The sequence below is a fragment of the Rhizobium sp. KDH_Rht_773_N genome (assembly GCF_052946295.1).
This window is the reverse complement of the sequence record NZ_CM129525.1, coordinates 727,137-741,170: the sequence shown is the minus strand read 5'-3', so window position 1 is coordinate 741,170 and position 14,034 is coordinate 727,137. Positions and strand designations below refer to the sequence as shown.

Genomic DNA, 14,034 nt, shown 5'->3' with positions numbered 1-14,034 from the left:
GGCGGCGCGCAACGTCAGGCATTCGCCGCCGTCGGCTTTTCCGTCCAGCTCTGCGTCCACAGCATGCGCAACCCGTCGCCTTCGCCCCGGAAGAAGGCGTCGGCCTCCGTGCAGGCCTCCACCCGGTCGCTGCGGAAATTGCGGATCGCCTGCCTGAGTTCGCACCAGGCGACGATATTGGCGGTCTGGGAATAGTAGATCAGCGCGATCGGGCGGATCGTCCGCTCGCTCGCGCGGCCCATTTCGTCGCGATAGCGGAGGTCGAGCTTGCGTTCGTCGCGGATCGCGCGGCGCACGATGGCAAGGTCCAGCCCGGCCGGCGCGGGTGCGACCGTGCCCCATGCATAGAGCGCCTTGTTTTCCATCGCCTGGCGCAGCGGCGGCGGAACGGCGCCGGCAAGCTTCTGGTTGACGCGTCGCGCCGCAAGCTTCAGCTCCTCGTCGCCGGTGCGCTCCAATAGCGCCAGCGACAGCACGATCGCCTCCGTCTCCTCGATCGAAAACATCAAGGGCGGCAGGTCGAAGCCCGGCCGCATGATATAGCCGATGCCGCGCCCGCCTTCGATCGGCACCCGCATCGCCTGCAGCGCGGCGATGTCGCGGTAGATCGAGCGCACCGTCACTTCCAGCCGCTCGGCCATGACGGCCGCCGTCATCGGCTTCTTCGCCAGCCGCAATATCTGGATGATCTCGAAAAGCCTGGAGGCCTTGCGCATCTGCCGCCCTTTCGCCAACGCTCCTGACAGTACACTGTCAGTTGGCCTGCCGTATAGAGCCGTCTATCGAATTGAAATTCAATGCGCTTCGTCAAAAGTGCGCTCGAAAGCAGGACGGACAACTGACATGGATTACCACGAAAGCCTCTGGCTCTACTTCACCCTTCTCTTCGGCATCATCATCGTGCCGGGCATGGACATGCTCTTCGTGCTCGCCAATGCGCTGACCGGCGGCACGAAGCGCGGCCTTGCCGCCACCAGCGGCATCATGCTGGGCGGCGCCGTGCATTCGGCCTATGGCGCGGCGGGGGTGGGCATTCTCGTCGCCATGCTGCCCGGCGTCTTCAACCTGCTGCTCTTTGCCGGCGTCGCCTATATGATCTGGATCGGGATCTCGCTGATGAAGAGTTCGATCACCGTCGAGGCGGTCGGCCCCGGCACGGCGCGCTCCGCCTGGAAGGCCTTCCGGCAGGGAGCCGTCACCTGCCTCGTCAATCCCAAGGCCTATATTTTCGTGCTCGCCGTCTATCCGCAGTTCATAAAGCCGGAATATGGGCCGATCTGGCTGCAGGGTCTGGTCATGGGCATCATGACCGTGCTGACCCAGTTCGCCATCTACGGCACGCTTGCCATGACGGCCGGCCGCAGCCGCGACCTGCTGGTCTCCAATCCGAACGCGACCGCCGTGATCGGCCGTCTGGCGGGCCTTCTGCTGGTCGTCATCTCCGCGATCAGCCTCTGGCAAGGCTGGAAGACGGCCTGAACATGCCCAGTTTATCACATTGTTTTTATGAGGATCCGGCCAAAAGTGACTATGCGGCCACATGGATTTTGTCATGATCGCGGTGCAGATTGCCCCGGCCGGCTTTGCCGGCGGAACAATGGAGAGAGAAGAATGAATTGGAAAACAGTAGCGGCGGCTGTGGCCTTCGCCGGCATTGCCATCGGTTCGGCCATGGCTGCCGACGGCACGCATGAGGCGCGCGAAGCGCTGATGAAGAAGATCGGCGGCGCAGCAGGTTCTCTCGGCGCCATCGCCAAGGGCACAAAGCCCTATGATGCCGAAGCGGTGAAGGTGGCGCTGACGACGATCGCCGAAACGGCAAAGGTCTTCCCGGACCAGTTCAAGCCGGGCACCGAGACGGGCGACAAGGCCGCCAGCCCGAAGATCTGGGAAAACATGGACGACTTCAAGGCGCGTGCCGCCAAGCTGTCCGCCGACGCCGAAACCGTTCTCGCCCAGCTTCCGGCCGATGCGGCCGGAGTCGGCGCTGCGCTGAACACGGTCGGCGGCAATTGCGGCGGCTGTCATCAGCTCTATCGCGTCAAGGAATAAGCGATAGAGCGTTTCCCGCAGGCTTCCACGATCCGCACCGGCCCTTGCCGTCGGTGCGGATGGCCTTATTCTCCCCGGCTGCGGGGCCGGGCCGGCGAACCGGGGAAAAGCCCTGAACATCGATAGCAAGGAGAGGCGGCGCATGGTCCGCAGGTTCACCCGCTTTGTGCTCTGTCTCATCGGCGTCGTATTGATCGGCGGCGCAGTTTTCTATTTCGTCACCGCGCCCGATCCGTTTCCGGAAAGCCACTGGGCCAATCTCGGCGCGCCTGACGTCGCGAACGGCGAAAAGGTCTTCTGGGCCGGCGGCTGCGTCAGCTGTCACGCCGCCCCTGGGGCGCAGGGCGATGCGAAGCTGACGCTCGCCGGCGGCCTTGCGTTGAAAAGCCCCTTCGGCACCTTCCATGTGCCCAACATCTCTCCCGACGAGCAGGCCGGAATCGGCCGCTGGACGCTGGCTGAGTTCGGCAACGCGATGAAGCGCGGCGTCGGCCCGGATGGTCAGCATCTCTACCCGTCCTTCCCCTACGGCTCCTATGCGCGCATGAGCGACAAGGACGTCAACGATCTCTTCGCCTATCTGAAGACGCTGCCGAAGAGCAGTAACGTCGCCCCGCCGCACGAACTGCCGTTCCCCTTCAACATCCGCCTGGCGCTCGGCGGCTGGAAGCTGCTCTATTTCAACGACCAGCCGCGTGTCGTGCTCGCCAATGCCGACGACAAGGTGAAGCGCGGCCAGTATCTGGCCGAAGGCCTCGGCCATTGCGGCGAATGCCACACCCCGCGCGATGAGCTCGGCGGCTTCGTCGGCGACCGGTGGCTCGCCGGCGCCCCGAACCCGGAAGGCCAGGGCCGCATCCCCGACATCACGCCCGGCTCGCAGAGCATCGGCTCCTGGAGCGAGGCCGATATCACCAACTACCTGCAGACCGGCTTCACCCCCGACTTCGATTCCGCCGGCGGCCAGATGGTCGACGTGCAGCAGAACATCGCCCATCTGCCGCAGCCCGATATCGAGGCGATCTCCGCCTATCTGAAGGCGGTGCCGAGCAGGTAAGTCTGCCTCGCTCAAGCGCGGCAGGCCAAATTGCGCCCATGAAACATCCGACCCTCGAGGAAACCGACGCGGCGATTGCCCGCATGCGCGCGCGCCTTGCCGGGCGCAACGCCGTGCTTGCGCGCTGGTTCAGCGATACGCTCGCCGCGATGGAAGTCAAAATCGCCGGCCGTCTCGATGATCCCGCCGATCTGGCGCAGGCGCGGGCCGCCGCCTTCCTCTTCGTGAAGCGGGCGCTGCATCAATGGGCGACGCGCCCGGCGCATGAGGCGGCGCCCGGCGACAAGCTGCCGAAAGCGGCTCGAAGGCCCGAATGACCGGCCGGTTTTGCGGGGCTCACGCCGCCTTCGGCCGGTGTTCCGCGCCGAGGATCTGCACATAGGTGTCGAGTTCTTCGCTGCCGAAGCCGAGCGCGCGGTAGATTTCCGCCGTAAAGGTGATCGGGGCCGAGCCGGGCGCGGTCACGATCCTGCCGGATCGCACGGCCTGCGGGCCGTCGCGATAATGTGCCTGGCCGCGATAGCCCTCGGCGCCGGCGATGAAATCGGGCGCGTTGCTGGTATGGGCGATATCGTTCAGCGCCCCGGCGCGCGCCAGCGCCAGCGTGCCGCCGCAGATGGCGGCCGTCACCTTGCCGCGCGCGATGAAGTCGTTGATGACGGGCGAAAGGTCGGGCGCCCTTTCCGTATCCCAGATCGTGCCGCCGCAGATGACGAGCGCGTCGAAGGCGTCGCCATGCAGGTTTTCGGCGACCGTGTCGGCCGATACCCGCAGCCCGCCCATGGAGCGCACCTCCTCGCCGCCGGGGCTTGCCGTCACCACGTCGAAGCCGAAATGGGTGCGGGCGGAGGCAGCGAGCTGCCCCACTTCCCAGTCCGCGAAACCTTCGGTCAGAACCACCGCCAGTCGGGTCATGCTCTCCTCCCTTGCAAGACGGCCGGGCGGCCGCAGCCGCTCACGAAAGAGCCTGCATATAGCGCATGCCGGTGACGGGGCGAGGGGTGAAGTCCATCTGTTCGTAGAAACGGTGCGCCTTCAGATTGCCGGTCGCGGCACTGACGGAGAGGTAGTCGCAGCCGGCAATGCGCGCCGTTTCGCGGGCGCGGTCGACGAGAAGCTGGCCGGTGCCGTGGCCGCGATGGCCGTCGCGCACGAAAAGGTGATGCAGGTCCATGCCCCGCTTGCCTTCCTGCGCCCTGTAGAGCGGCACGAGAATGGCGTAGCCGATCAGGCCCTCGCTGCCTTCGGCGACAATGGCGGAAATCCACGGCGTCGGGCCGAAGAGATCGCGTTCGAGCTGTTCCGGCGTGGTGGCCGAAATGTCGCCGTGATGGGCCGCCAGCAGGCCGATCATCTCGTTGAGCTCGCTTATGTCGCGGGGTTTTGCGGCGCGCACGGTCACGACCGGCGGGCGCATGAGCGAAATTTCGCTGTCTTCGATTTCAAGCATGGTCTTCGCGTCCTTTTCGAAGTTTATGCCGCCAGGACGCTGCCGATACAACAAAGCCGCCTGACGGCGGCTTGTTGACATGATGATCTGTCTTGGCCGCCCTTTACAGGTACAGCCAAAAATACGAGCTGATATGGTGCGCGTTCTTGATCATGCGCCCATCAATCTCCCCAATCCGGGTATTTGTCAATGGCTATGTGTCGCGCCCGGTCTGTTCGGGGCATTGCACCGCCGCGCCGAACGGTTCGAGGCGCCGCAGATTGCCGCTTCCCCTATTGGGCAAGGTCGTATAGGATACCCCCCTATCCTATAGCAGAGACTGCCATGTCCCATACGATCCACCAGAAGAAGAAGCTGATCGCCCGCGTCAGCCGCATCCGCGGCCAGCTTGAGGCCGTCGAGCGCGCGCTGGAGGGCGAGCGCCCCTGCGGCGAGATCCTCCAGCTTCTCGCCTCCGTGCGCGGCGCGCTGACCGGGCTGACGGGCGAGGTGCTGGACGATCATCTGCACGAGCACGTGCTCCACGCCGCCGACGAGAAGGCGAGGGCAGAGGCGGTCGGCGAAATATCGGAAGTCCTGCGAACCTATATCCGCTGAGCCGGGTCGACAAGGAGATGGCGATGAGATCGGGAACGGATGCCCACGGGCACGAGCATGTCTTTCTGGGGCAGGACCATGCCCGCAACGAGCGCCGCATCTGGCTTGTCATCGCGCTGACGGCGCTCATGATGGTGGTCGAAATCGGTGCCGGCACCGTCTACGGCTCGATGGCCCTGGTGGCCGACGGCTGGCACATGTCCACCCATGCCAGTGCGCTCCTGATTTCCGCGCTCGCCTATCTTTTCGCCCGCAAGCAGGCCCGCAACCCGCGCTTCACCTTCGGCACCGGCAAGCTCGGGGATCTCGCCGGATTCGCAAGCGCCATCGTCCTGGCGATGATCGCGCTGCTGATGGGGTGGGAGAGTTTCCTGCGCCTCGCGTCGCCGGTGCCGATCGGCTTCGGCCAGGCGATTGCGGTCGCCGTCATCGGCCTTGCCGTCAATCTCGCCAGCGCCTGGCTGTTGAGCGGCGGCGGCCATCACCATCACGGCCACGCGCATCATCACGACCATCACCATGACCATGACCATCACCATGACGGCCATCACGATCACGCCGACAACAATATCCGCGCCGCCTACATGCATGTCATCGCCGACGCGCTGACCTCGGTGCTTGCCATTGTCGCGCTCACTCTCGGCAGCCTGTACGGCTGGCTCTGGCTCGATCCGCTCATGGGCATCGTCGGCGCCGTCATCATCGCCCAATGGTCCTGGGGACTGCTGAAATCCTCGGGCGCCGTCCTGCTCGACGTGCTCTCGGAAGGGGAGACGCTGCCGGACGAGATCCGTGACGTGATCGAAGGCGACGGCGACCGCATCACCGACCTGCATGTCTGGCAGGTCGGCCCCGGCCATCATGCGGCGATCGTGGCGGTGCTGACGCCGCAGCCGCGCGACACCGCCTTCTACAAGCAGCGGCTCGCGCGTCTGGACGAGTTGTCGCATGTGACGGTGGAAGTCACGCGCGCCGCCTGATCCCGGCCGAAAGCCGAGATGCCGCCGCAATCGGCCCTTAGGCCTGTGATCCTGATTCCCCGGAGGTCGCCATGAATCACAGCCTTACCCGCCGCAGCTTCATGGGCTCCGCGCTGCTCTTGCCCGCGCTGGGCCTTGCGCGGCGCGCGCGTGCCGGGCAGCAGGACGAGGATATCGACAAGCGGCTGGCCGCGCTCGAGGCGCGCATCGGCGGGCGTCTCGGCGTCTCCGTTCTCGACAGCGACACGAACGTCTCCTTCGGCTATCGCGGCAGCGAGCCTTTCGCCATGTGCAGCACCTTCAAGGTCCTGGCCGCCGGCCTCGTTCTCGCCCGTGTCGACAGGGGTGACGAAACGCTCGACCGGCGCATCACCTACGGCAGGGAAAAGCTCGTCACCTATTCGCCGGAGACCGAAAAACATGCAGGCGGCGAGGGCATGACGCTGGCCGATATCTGCAAGGCCGGCATCACGCTGAGCGACAATACGGCCGGCAACCTGATGCTGGAAAGTTTCGGCGGCCCGGCGGCCCTCACCGACTGGCTGCGCTCCATCGGCGACGGCACGACCCGGCTCGACCGCATGGAAACCGCGCTGAACGAAGCCGCAAAGGGCGATCCGCGCGACACGACGACGCCGGACGCCATGCTGGATTCTCTCGGCAATATCGCTCTCGGCTCGGTTCTGGCGGAAGATTCGGCCAATCGGCTGGTGGACTGGATGGTGGCGAACACGACGGGCGCGGCGCGCCTGCGCGCGGGCCTGCCCCGCGACTGGCGGATCGGTGACAAGACCGGCACGGGCGACAACGGCGCGGCCGGCGATATCGCCATCATCTGGCCGCCGGGCCGCGGCCCGATCGTCGCCGCCGTCTACATGGCCGAAACGACCGTGAAGATGGACGAATTCAACCCGGTCTTTGCGGAAATCGGCAGGATGATTGCCGAGATGGTGTAGCGCGGCCGGGCGTTCGGCAATCTCTCCCGCGGGGTACAAGTCGCGCAGAAGCCGCGGGCGGCGTCGCTGCCCGCGGCTTTTCGATCCGGGGTGGGATCAGGTGGCCGAATTTTCCTCGGCCGGCTGCGCGGCCGGTGCCTGGGCGGCGGCGGGTTCCTCGCTGGCGTCTGCGCCATCTTCGATGCCGGCAAGTTCGCGCTTGATCTGCTCGGCGATTTCTTTCTCGATGGCCTCGCGCTGATCGGCCGGCATGGCCTTCAGGTCGTCTTCGGTCAGGCCATGGGCCTTCAGGTAGCGGGCGCGGATGAATTCCGCCGGGTCCATGTTGCTCCATTCGGAGAACTGGTCGACCAGGCTCTCATGCGCGGCCTTGGCTTCCCGCTCGGCATCCGACGGCGGGTTGATATAGGTCTCGTTGCCGGCCTGAACCGCCCACATCGTATTGGCGATGGACGGCGGGGTCGTGCTCGGCTGCAGGCCGGCGCCGGACTGGTTGCGCGTGCTGCCGCCGAATTCGTCGGCCAGTGTGGCCTTGGATTTGCCCTGCTCGAAGAGCATGCCGAGGCCGGAATAAATTGAAAGGCTGCTACCGATTTCCATGAAAAATCCCCCTGAAAAACGGCAGCAGCATGATGGGGCAAGCCTGCCCAGAGCTGGTGTCTCCTTCTGACTGCACTACGGCAGCGTGTAGGCGATCACATAGTCGCCGGGCTTGGTGCCGACCGAACCGTGCCCGCCGGCAACCATGACGACATATTGCTTGTTGTCGTCGGCCGTATAGGTCATCGGCGTCGCCTGGCCGCCGGCCGGAAGCCGCGCCTGCCAGAGCTGGCGGCCGTTCGTCACGTCATAGGCGCGCAGATAGTTGTCGACGGCCGCGCCGAGGAAGGCGACGCCGCCCCTTGTCAGCATCGGCCCGCCGATGCCCGGCACGCCCACCTTGAAGGGCAGGGGCAGCGGCGTCATGTCGTGTACCGTGCCGTTCTTGTGCATGTAGGCGATGCGCCCTGTGCGCAGGTCCACGCCCGCGACATAGCCCCATGGCGGCGCCTGGCAGGGGATCTGCAGCGGCCCCAGGAACGGCCCCATGAACACGCCGTAGGGCGCGCCGTCATTGCGGTTGAGGCCCTGTTCGCTGCCCTTCTCGTCCTGCCCGCGCGGCGGGATATCGGCTGACGGCACGAGGCGCGAGGTGAAGGCGAGATAGGTCGGCATCCCGAACATCACCTGCCGCTCGGGATCGACGGCGACCGAGCCCCAGTTGAACGTGCCGAAATTGCCGGGATAGACGATCGTTCCCTGCAGCGAGGGCGGCGTGTAGCGGCCCTCGTATCTGTAGCGGTGGAATGCGATGCGGCAGGCGAGCTGGTCGAACAGCGAGACGCCCCACATATCCTTTTCCTGCAGCGGCTCCGGCGAGAAGGTGAGGTCGGAGATCGGCTGCGTCGGCGCCGTGCGGTCTTCCGGGATCGCCCCGCCCGGCGCCGGGATTTCCTTGAAGGGGATGATCGGCTGGCCCGTGCGCCGGTCGAGCACGTAGATATCGCCCTGCTTGGTGGAGGCCACCAGCGCCGGCACCGCCGTTCCGTCCGGCTTCGTCAGGTCGAGCAGCACCGGCTGGGCCGGCACGTCCATGTCCCAGAGATCGTGGTGGACGAATTGCTGCACCCAGCGCAGCTGCCCCGTATCGATATCGAGCGCCACCACCGAGGAGGAGAATGTCTCGACATCGGCGCTGCGGTTCATGCCAAGCTGGTCCGGCACCTGGTTGCCGAGCGGGATATAGACCATGCCGAGCTGCTCATCGACGCTGAAGACAGACCAGCTGTTCGGCGAGTTCGTCGTGTAGTGCTGCCCCTCCGGCAGCGGCGCCGTCTGGTCCGGATTGCCCGAATCCCAGTTCCAGATCAGCGCGCCGCTGTCGATATCGTAGGCGCGGATGACGCCGGACTGTTCCTGCGTCGAATAATTGTCGTTGACCGCCCCGCCGATGATGATCTTGCCCGCCACGGCGACCGGTGGCGAGGTGGAGTAATAGTAGCCGGCCGGATTGTACTCCATGCCGGTCTGCAGATGCAGGACGCCCTGATCGGCAAAGCCGGTGCAGACCTGCCCGTTGGCCGCATCGAGCGCAATCAGCCGCGCATCCGAGGTCGGCAGGTAGACGCGCTCCTTGCAGGGTTCGCCGGCCGGTGCGGCCTCGTCGTTATAGTAGGTGACACCGCGGCAGGTCTGGTGCTGCCGGTCCGGGTTCATGCCGGAATTGGAATCGTATTTCCATTTCTCCCGGCCGGTCCGGGCGTCGAGCGCGATCGCCCAATTGTGCGGCGTGCAGAGATAGAGCGTGTTGCCCACCTTGAGCGGCGTCACCTGGTAGGTGGTCTCGCCGACATCGTCGGGCTTCTTCACGTCGCCCGTCTGGTAGCGCCAGGCTTCCGTCAGCGTGGATACGTTCTGCGCGGTGATCTGGTCGAGCGGCGAATAGCGCTGGCCGTAGGGCGTGCGGCCATATTGGTGCCATTCGCCGTCGGCCACATTGCCGCCGAAGGCCGGGCTGGCCGCAACCGATTGCGTCGGCAGGTCGCCGGCAAGGTCATGCGGGTCTGTCGTCATCGAATAAAGGGCGACGAGCATGGCGGCGACGACCGGAACCGCCAGCGGCCAGGGATTGGCGCCGTAATAGGTGCCGGTCGGGCTGCGGAAACCGAGCGGGCGGCGGATCCAGGGCGTCAGCAGCCAGAGCCCGAGGAGAATAATCAGGCCGCCGCGCGGGCCGAGCTGCCACCAATCGAACCCGACCTCCCAGATCGCCCAGGCAAGCGCCACGACCACGAGCACGGCATAGGCCCAGAGCGCCACGGCCTTGCGCAGGAGAAGCAGGCCTGCCGTCAGCAGGAACATGAGGCCGGCGAAGAGATAGAACACGCTGCCGCCGAGCGTGACGAGCCAGAGCCCGCCGGCGCCGAGCGCCAGTCCGAAAATGACGAAAACTATAGAGGTTATGACGATTGCCATAAGGCAGTCTCCCGCTGGTTAGCCGGATCGGAGGATGGCGAAAAACATACGCCGATCAGGCAGATAGAGCGGGAGGCCTGCCTTTCAACCGCCACAATTGGCGCTCGCGGCGGCTGCGGTTTCAGATCGCTTTTGCCAGCTCCCGGTCGATCGCCGAGACGAGGCGGCTGTCGTCCGCCGTCACGTCGGGAGCGAAGCGGGCGACCACCTTGCCGTTGCGCCCGACGAGGAATTTTTCGAAGTTCCAGAGGATTTCGTTGTCGTCACCGGCAAGGCCGGCACCCTTCAGCCGCTCGCGCATCGGCCCTTCGCCGGTTGTCTCCACGTCGGAATTCGTCAGGGTCTTGTAGAGCGGGTGCTTGTCCGGTCCCTTGACGGAAATCTTGGAGAACATCGGGAAGTCGACGCCGAAGGTGCTGGTGCAGAAATCGAGGATTTCCGCGTCCGTGCCCGGCTCCTGGCCCTTGAAGTCGTTGGCCGGGAAGCCGGCGATGACGAAGCCGCGCTCGCGCTTGTCGGCATAGAGCTTTTCAAGCCCCTCGTACTGCACCGTCAGGCCGCACTTGGAAGCGACGTTGACGATGAGCAGCACCTGGCCGCGATATTCGCTGAGCGTCGTCTCGCGCCCCTGAACGGTCTTGACCGGAATGTCGAGAAGGTCGGTCATCACTGTCTCCAACTGATATGGGATTTGTCTGAAATCAGGTTCCGCAGAAGGTCTGCAGCACCCGTTCCTCGGGCTTCGGCGGGTCCATATAGGCGGCAAATGCCGGCTGCTCTTCATAAGGTTTCGAAAGTACGGCCAGCAACGCCTCGAACAGCGAGAAATCGCCGTCCTCGACGGCAGCCTCGATCGCCTGTTCGACGCGGTGGTTGCGCGCAATGAAAGCCGGGTTGACCCGCTTCATGGCGGCCGCCCGTTCGCCCGGCGCCTGGGCATCGCGGGCCAGCCGTTCGCGCCATTGGGCGAGCCATTCGACCGCAGCGGCCGGCTCGCGGAAACTCGAGACGAAGGCGGCCTCCGCCTCCGGATCGCCGGCCAGCGCGGAAAGCCGCCGGAACGCCAGCGTAAAGTCCGCGCCCTGTGCCTGCATCAGCGCCAGCAGCGCCTGAACGAGTTCGAGATCGCCGTCTTCGGCCGAGGCCAGGCCGACCTTGCCGCGCATGCCCTGCAGCCAGAAGGCTTGGAAACGCTCGCCATAGGCCTTGATGACGGCATTGGCCTGCTCGATCGCCTTGTCCCGGTCGGGATCGATCAGCGGCAGCAGCGCTTCGCCGAGCCGCGCCAGATTCCATTGCCCGATGCCCGGCTGGTTGGCATAGGCGTAGCGTCCGCGCTGGTCGATCGAGGAGAAGACCGTCATCGGATCGTAGCTGTCCATGAAGGCGCAGGGGCCGAAATCGATCGTCTCGCCGGAGATCGCCATATTGTCCGTGTTCATCACGCCATGGATGAAGCCGACCTGCAGCCAGCGGGCGATCAGCGCCGCCTGCCGGTCGCAGACGGCTTCGTAGAGCGCCAGATAGGGGTTTTCCGCCGCCTTCAGGGCGGGATAGTGCCGCTCGATCACATGGTCGGCGAGCACCTTGACGCCGTCCTCGTCGCCGGTCGCGGCCAGGTACTGGAAGGTGCCGACGCGGATATGGCTTGCCGCCACGCGCACAAACACCGAGCCCGGCAGGATCTCCTCGCGACGCACGCCTTCGCCGGTCAGCACCGCGGCAAGCGCCCGCGTGGCGGGAATGCCGAGCGCCGACATCGCCTCGCTGACGATATATTCGCGCAGCACCGGCCCAAGCGCCGCCCGCCCGTCGCCCCGGCGCGAAAAGGGCGTCTGCCCCGCGCCCTTCAGCTGGATGTCGCGGCGCTTGCCGCTGCGGTCGATCACCTCGCCGAGCAGGATCGCCCGCCCGTCGCCGAGCAGGGGCACGAATTGCCCGAACTGGTGGCCGGCATAGGCCATCGCCAGCGGTTCGGCGCCGTCAGGCACGCGGTTGCCGGAAAAGATCGCCGCGCCCTCGCGCTTCAGCATCTCGACGTCGAGACCCAGTTCCTCGGCCAGCGTTTCGTTGAGCTTGATGAGCCACGGCTCCGCCACCTGCGTCGGCGCCTGCCTGGCGAAGAAGTGCGGCGGCAGGCGCGCATAGCTGTTGTCGAAGGAAAAGGCCGTATCCGGCCGGTTTTTCTGCAGGGCGGAGCTCATCTTCCATAGGTAGGCCCGCCGGTGCGGTCACGCAAGCCGATTCTGGCCCGCGGCGGCCCCTTCACGAAGGGCAATGGAGTGCAAGGAATGGTGATCCGTCTTTACCGATCGTCAAAGCAGATTTGCCATAAAAGACATAGCGCTGCCATGATTGCAGGCGTATAGCAAATCATCTCCTCTTGGCATTTTGCCATGTCATCTCCGCGGCCCCGTCGCCCCCGTGTGCTCTGCCGCGCCACTGCGAGTGATCCCTGACGATGTCGGATCAGATTTATCATGCGCCGATGGTCCGGCGCGCAGCACCCAATTTCCGGGTGATCGCGATGATTGTCGCGAGTGCCATGCTCATGGAAAACGTCGATGCCACCGTGCTGGCGACAGCGCTGCCGACGATGGCGCGCGATTTCGGTGTCGATGCCCCGGCCATGTCGATCGCGCTCACCTCCTACCTGCTCAGCCTGGCGATCTTCATTCCGGCCAGCGGCCGGGTCGCCGACAGTTTCGGCTCGCGCACCGTCTTCCGCTCGGCGATCGCCGTCTTCGTGGCCGGCTCCATTCTCTGCGCCTTCGCGCCGACCTTGCCCTTCCTGGTACTCGCCCGCCTGCTGCAGGGCATCGGCGGCGCCATGATGATGCCGGTCGGCCGTCTGGTGCTGATGCGCAGCGTCGACCGCAAGGATATGGTCAGCGCCATGTCCTGGCTGCTGGTGCCGGCGCTGATCGGGCCGATCGTCGGCCCGCCGCTCGGCGGCTTCATCGTCACCTATCTCGACTGGCGCTGGATCTTCTACATCAACGTGCCGATCGGCATTATCGGCATGATTTTCGTGTCGATCTATATCGACGAGGTGAAAGGCAAGGCCGCCGGCCCCTTCGATACGATCGGCTTCATCCTCTCAGGCATTTCGCTCGGCTCGCTGCTCTTCGGCTTCGAACTGTCGAGCCATGAAGGGCAGGGCTCCTTCTCGATTTTCCTGATCGCCATCGGCCTGCTGTTCGGCATCGCCTATCTGCGCCATGCCCGCAAGCATCCGTCGCCGATCATGGATTTTTCGCTGATGAAGGTGCCGAGCTTCGGCACCTCGGTCATCGCCGGCTCGCTGACGCGCATCACCCAGGGCGCGCAGCCCTTCCTGCTGCCGCTGCTCTTCCAGATCGGCTTCGGCCTTTCGGCCGCCGCCGCCGGCCAGATCGTCATTTCCACGGCCCTCGGCGCGCTCTTCATGAAGCCGCTCGCCAAGGCCGTCTTCCGCCGCGTCGGTTTCCGCCGCAGCCTCGTCATCAACGGCATTCTCGGCACGATCGGCTACGGCCTCTGCGCCGCCTTCCGGCCGGACTGGCCGATGCCGCTGATCTTCGTCGCGCTGGTGCTCAGCGCCTTCTTCATGTCCTTCCAGTTCACGGCCTACAACACCATCGCCTATGACGAGATCGGCCAGGAGCGGATGAGCTCGGCCACGAGCTTCTACACCACCTTCCAGCAGCTCATGCTGTCGCTCGGCATCTGCATCGGCGCGCTGGCGCTGCACGGTTCGATGGCCTTCAACGGCGTCGAAACGCCCGAGCTCGGCGATTTCTCCATCGCCTTCATCGTGGTCACGATCATTTCGATCACCGCCACCTTCTGGAACCTGCGCTTCTCGCCGACCGCCGGCGAGGAGATCAGCGGTTACAGGGCCAGGCAGAAGAAAGGCGCCGCAGCCGGAAGCTGAGGCGCCTTCCC

The 14,034-nt window shown here is 65.4% G+C and carries 15 protein-coding genes; 8 read left to right on the top strand and 7 right to left on the bottom strand.

Annotation, left to right across the window (positions count from 1 at the left end):
• Nucleotides 1–14: 14 nt before the first annotated feature.
• Complete coding sequence (locus ACU8HS_RS03870; RefSeq protein ID WP_112568559.1) at nt 15–716, bottom strand: helix-turn-helix transcriptional regulator; 702 nt, start codon at nt 714–716, stop codon at nt 15–17.
• A gap of 127 nt (nt 717–843) precedes the next feature.
• On the opposite strand from ACU8HS_RS03870, the gene ACU8HS_RS03865 reads away from it, so the two are divergent.
• From ACU8HS_RS03865 to ACU8HS_RS03850, 4 genes are all read left to right on the top strand, one after another.
• Complete coding sequence (locus ACU8HS_RS03865) at nt 844–1,479, top strand: LysE family translocator (protein WP_112568561.1); 636 nt, start codon at nt 844–846, stop codon at nt 1,477–1,479.
• A gap of 132 nt (nt 1,480–1,611) precedes the next feature.
• Nucleotides 1,612–2,052: a cytochrome c gene (locus ACU8HS_RS03860; RefSeq protein ID WP_112568563.1), complete on the top strand. Its 441-nt coding sequence runs from the start codon at nt 1,612–1,614 to the stop codon at nt 2,050–2,052.
• Nucleotides 2,053–2,194: 142 nt separating this feature from the next.
• Nucleotides 2,195–3,109: a cytochrome c gene (locus ACU8HS_RS03855; RefSeq protein WP_447015434.1), complete on the top strand. Its 915-nt coding sequence runs from the start codon at nt 2,195–2,197 to the stop codon at nt 3,107–3,109.
• Between the two features lie 38 nt (nt 3,110–3,147).
• Nucleotides 3,148–3,426, top strand: a complete 279-nt coding sequence (locus ACU8HS_RS03850; RefSeq protein WP_447015433.1) for a hypothetical protein — start codon at nt 3,148–3,150, stop codon at nt 3,424–3,426.
• A gap of 19 nt (nt 3,427–3,445) precedes the next feature.
• Here the strand turns inward: ACU8HS_RS03850 and ACU8HS_RS03845 are convergent, their stop codons facing one another.
• Complete coding sequence (locus tag ACU8HS_RS03845) at nt 3,446–4,024, bottom strand: type 1 glutamine amidotransferase family protein (RefSeq protein ID WP_447015432.1); 579 nt, start codon at nt 4,022–4,024, stop codon at nt 3,446–3,448.
• Nucleotides 4,025–4,064: 40 nt separating this feature from the next.
• Nucleotides 4,065–4,559, bottom strand: a complete 495-nt coding sequence (locus ACU8HS_RS03840; protein ID WP_112568768.1) for a GNAT family N-acetyltransferase — start codon at nt 4,557–4,559, stop codon at nt 4,065–4,067.
• Between the two features lie 324 nt (nt 4,560–4,883).
• Here ACU8HS_RS03840 and dmeR point away from each other — a divergent pair, with 324 nt between their 5' ends.
• The 3 genes from dmeR to bla all read left to right on the top strand — a co-directional run bounded on the left by dmeR (nt 4,884) and on the right by bla (nt 7,092).
• A complete protein-coding gene (gene dmeR, locus ACU8HS_RS03835) occupies nt 4,884–5,156 on the top strand; it encodes a Ni(II)/Co(II)-sensing transcriptional repressor DmeR (RefSeq protein ID WP_112568571.1) in 273 nt (90 codons plus the stop codon).
• Between the two features lie 23 nt (nt 5,157–5,179).
• Nucleotides 5,180–6,136 (top strand): CDF family Co(II)/Ni(II) efflux transporter DmeF, encoded by a 957-nt coding sequence (dmeF, locus tag ACU8HS_RS03830; protein ID WP_112568573.1) that lies wholly within the window; start codon nt 5,180–5,182, stop codon nt 6,134–6,136.
• A gap of 71 nt (nt 6,137–6,207) precedes the next feature.
• Nucleotides 6,208–7,092 carry a class A beta-lactamase gene (gene bla / locus ACU8HS_RS03825; protein ID WP_112757949.1) on the top strand — a complete coding sequence of 295 codons (885 nt, stop codon included), beginning with the start codon at nt 6,208–6,210 and terminating at the stop codon, nt 7,090–7,092.
• Between the two features lie 96 nt (nt 7,093–7,188).
• On the opposite strand, the gene ACU8HS_RS03820 is transcribed toward bla, so the two are convergent.
• The 4 genes from ACU8HS_RS03820 to ACU8HS_RS03805 all read right to left on the bottom strand — a co-directional run bounded on the left by ACU8HS_RS03820 (nt 7,189) and on the right by ACU8HS_RS03805 (nt 12,311).
• Nucleotides 7,189–7,692 carry a hypothetical protein gene (locus ACU8HS_RS03820; protein WP_447015431.1) on the bottom strand — a complete coding sequence of 168 codons (504 nt, stop codon included), beginning with the start codon at nt 7,690–7,692 and terminating at the stop codon, nt 7,189–7,191.
• Nucleotides 7,693–7,767: 75 nt separating this feature from the next.
• Nucleotides 7,768–10,107 (bottom strand): glucose/quinate/shikimate family membrane-bound PQQ-dependent dehydrogenase, encoded by a 2,340-nt coding sequence (locus tag ACU8HS_RS03815; protein WP_447015430.1) that lies wholly within the window; start codon nt 10,105–10,107, stop codon nt 7,768–7,770.
• 121 nt (nt 10,108–10,228) lie between these two features.
• Complete coding sequence (locus ACU8HS_RS03810) at nt 10,229–10,774, bottom strand: glutathione peroxidase (protein WP_447015429.1); 546 nt, start codon at nt 10,772–10,774, stop codon at nt 10,229–10,231.
• Between the two features lie 34 nt (nt 10,775–10,808).
• A complete protein-coding gene (locus ACU8HS_RS03805; RefSeq protein WP_447015428.1) occupies nt 10,809–12,311 on the bottom strand; it encodes a protein adenylyltransferase SelO in 1,503 nt (500 codons plus the stop codon).
• A 257-nt stretch (nt 12,312–12,568) separates the two neighbouring features.
• Between ACU8HS_RS03805 and ACU8HS_RS03800 the strand changes: the two genes are divergently transcribed.
• Nucleotides 12,569–14,023 carry an MDR family MFS transporter gene (locus tag ACU8HS_RS03800; protein ID WP_112568585.1) on the top strand — a complete coding sequence of 485 codons (1,455 nt, stop codon included), beginning with the start codon at nt 12,569–12,571 and terminating at the stop codon, nt 14,021–14,023.
• Nucleotides 14,024–14,034 lie beyond the last annotated feature (11 nt).

What these genes read in the sequence shown, in the direction of transcription:
- ACU8HS_RS03870 (WP_112568559.1), bottom strand. Translation starts at nt 716, where the DNA reads ATGCGCAAGGCCTCCAGGCTTTTCGAGATCATCCAGATATTGCGGCTG.
- ACU8HS_RS03865 (WP_112568561.1), top strand. Translation starts at nt 844, where the DNA reads ATGGATTACCACGAAAGCCTCTGGCTCTACTTCACCCTTCTCTTCGGC.
- ACU8HS_RS03860 (WP_112568563.1), top strand. Translation starts at nt 1,612, where the DNA reads ATGAATTGGAAAACAGTAGCGGCGGCTGTGGCCTTCGCCGGCATTGCC.
- ACU8HS_RS03855 (WP_447015434.1), top strand. Translation starts at nt 2,195, where the DNA reads ATGGTCCGCAGGTTCACCCGCTTTGTGCTCTGTCTCATCGGCGTCGTA.
- ACU8HS_RS03850 (WP_447015433.1), top strand. Translation starts at nt 3,148, where the DNA reads ATGAAACATCCGACCCTCGAGGAAACCGACGCGGCGATTGCCCGCATG.
- ACU8HS_RS03845 (WP_447015432.1), bottom strand. Translation starts at nt 4,024, where the DNA reads ATGACCCGACTGGCGGTGGTTCTGACCGAAGGTTTCGCGGACTGGGAA.
- ACU8HS_RS03840 (WP_112568768.1), bottom strand. Translation starts at nt 4,559, where the DNA reads ATGCTTGAAATCGAAGACAGCGAAATTTCGCTCATGCGCCCGCCGGTC.
- dmeR (WP_112568571.1), top strand. Translation starts at nt 4,884, where the DNA reads ATGTCCCATACGATCCACCAGAAGAAGAAGCTGATCGCCCGCGTCAGC.
- dmeF (WP_112568573.1), top strand. Translation starts at nt 5,180, where the DNA reads ATGAGATCGGGAACGGATGCCCACGGGCACGAGCATGTCTTTCTGGGG.
- bla (WP_112757949.1), top strand. Translation starts at nt 6,208, where the DNA reads ATGAATCACAGCCTTACCCGCCGCAGCTTCATGGGCTCCGCGCTGCTC.
- ACU8HS_RS03820 (WP_447015431.1), bottom strand. Translation starts at nt 7,692, where the DNA reads ATGGAAATCGGTAGCAGCCTTTCAATTTATTCCGGCCTCGGCATGCTC.
- ACU8HS_RS03815 (WP_447015430.1), bottom strand. Translation starts at nt 10,107, where the DNA reads ATGGCAATCGTCATAACCTCTATAGTTTTCGTCATTTTCGGACTGGCG.
- ACU8HS_RS03810 (WP_447015429.1), bottom strand. Translation starts at nt 10,774, where the DNA reads ATGACCGACCTTCTCGACATTCCGGTCAAGACCGTTCAGGGGCGCGAG.
- ACU8HS_RS03805 (WP_447015428.1), bottom strand. Translation starts at nt 12,311, where the DNA reads ATGAGCTCCGCCCTGCAGAAAAACCGGCCGGATACGGCCTTTTCCTTC.
- ACU8HS_RS03800 (WP_112568585.1), top strand. Translation starts at nt 12,569, where the DNA reads ATGTCGGATCAGATTTATCATGCGCCGATGGTCCGGCGCGCAGCACCC.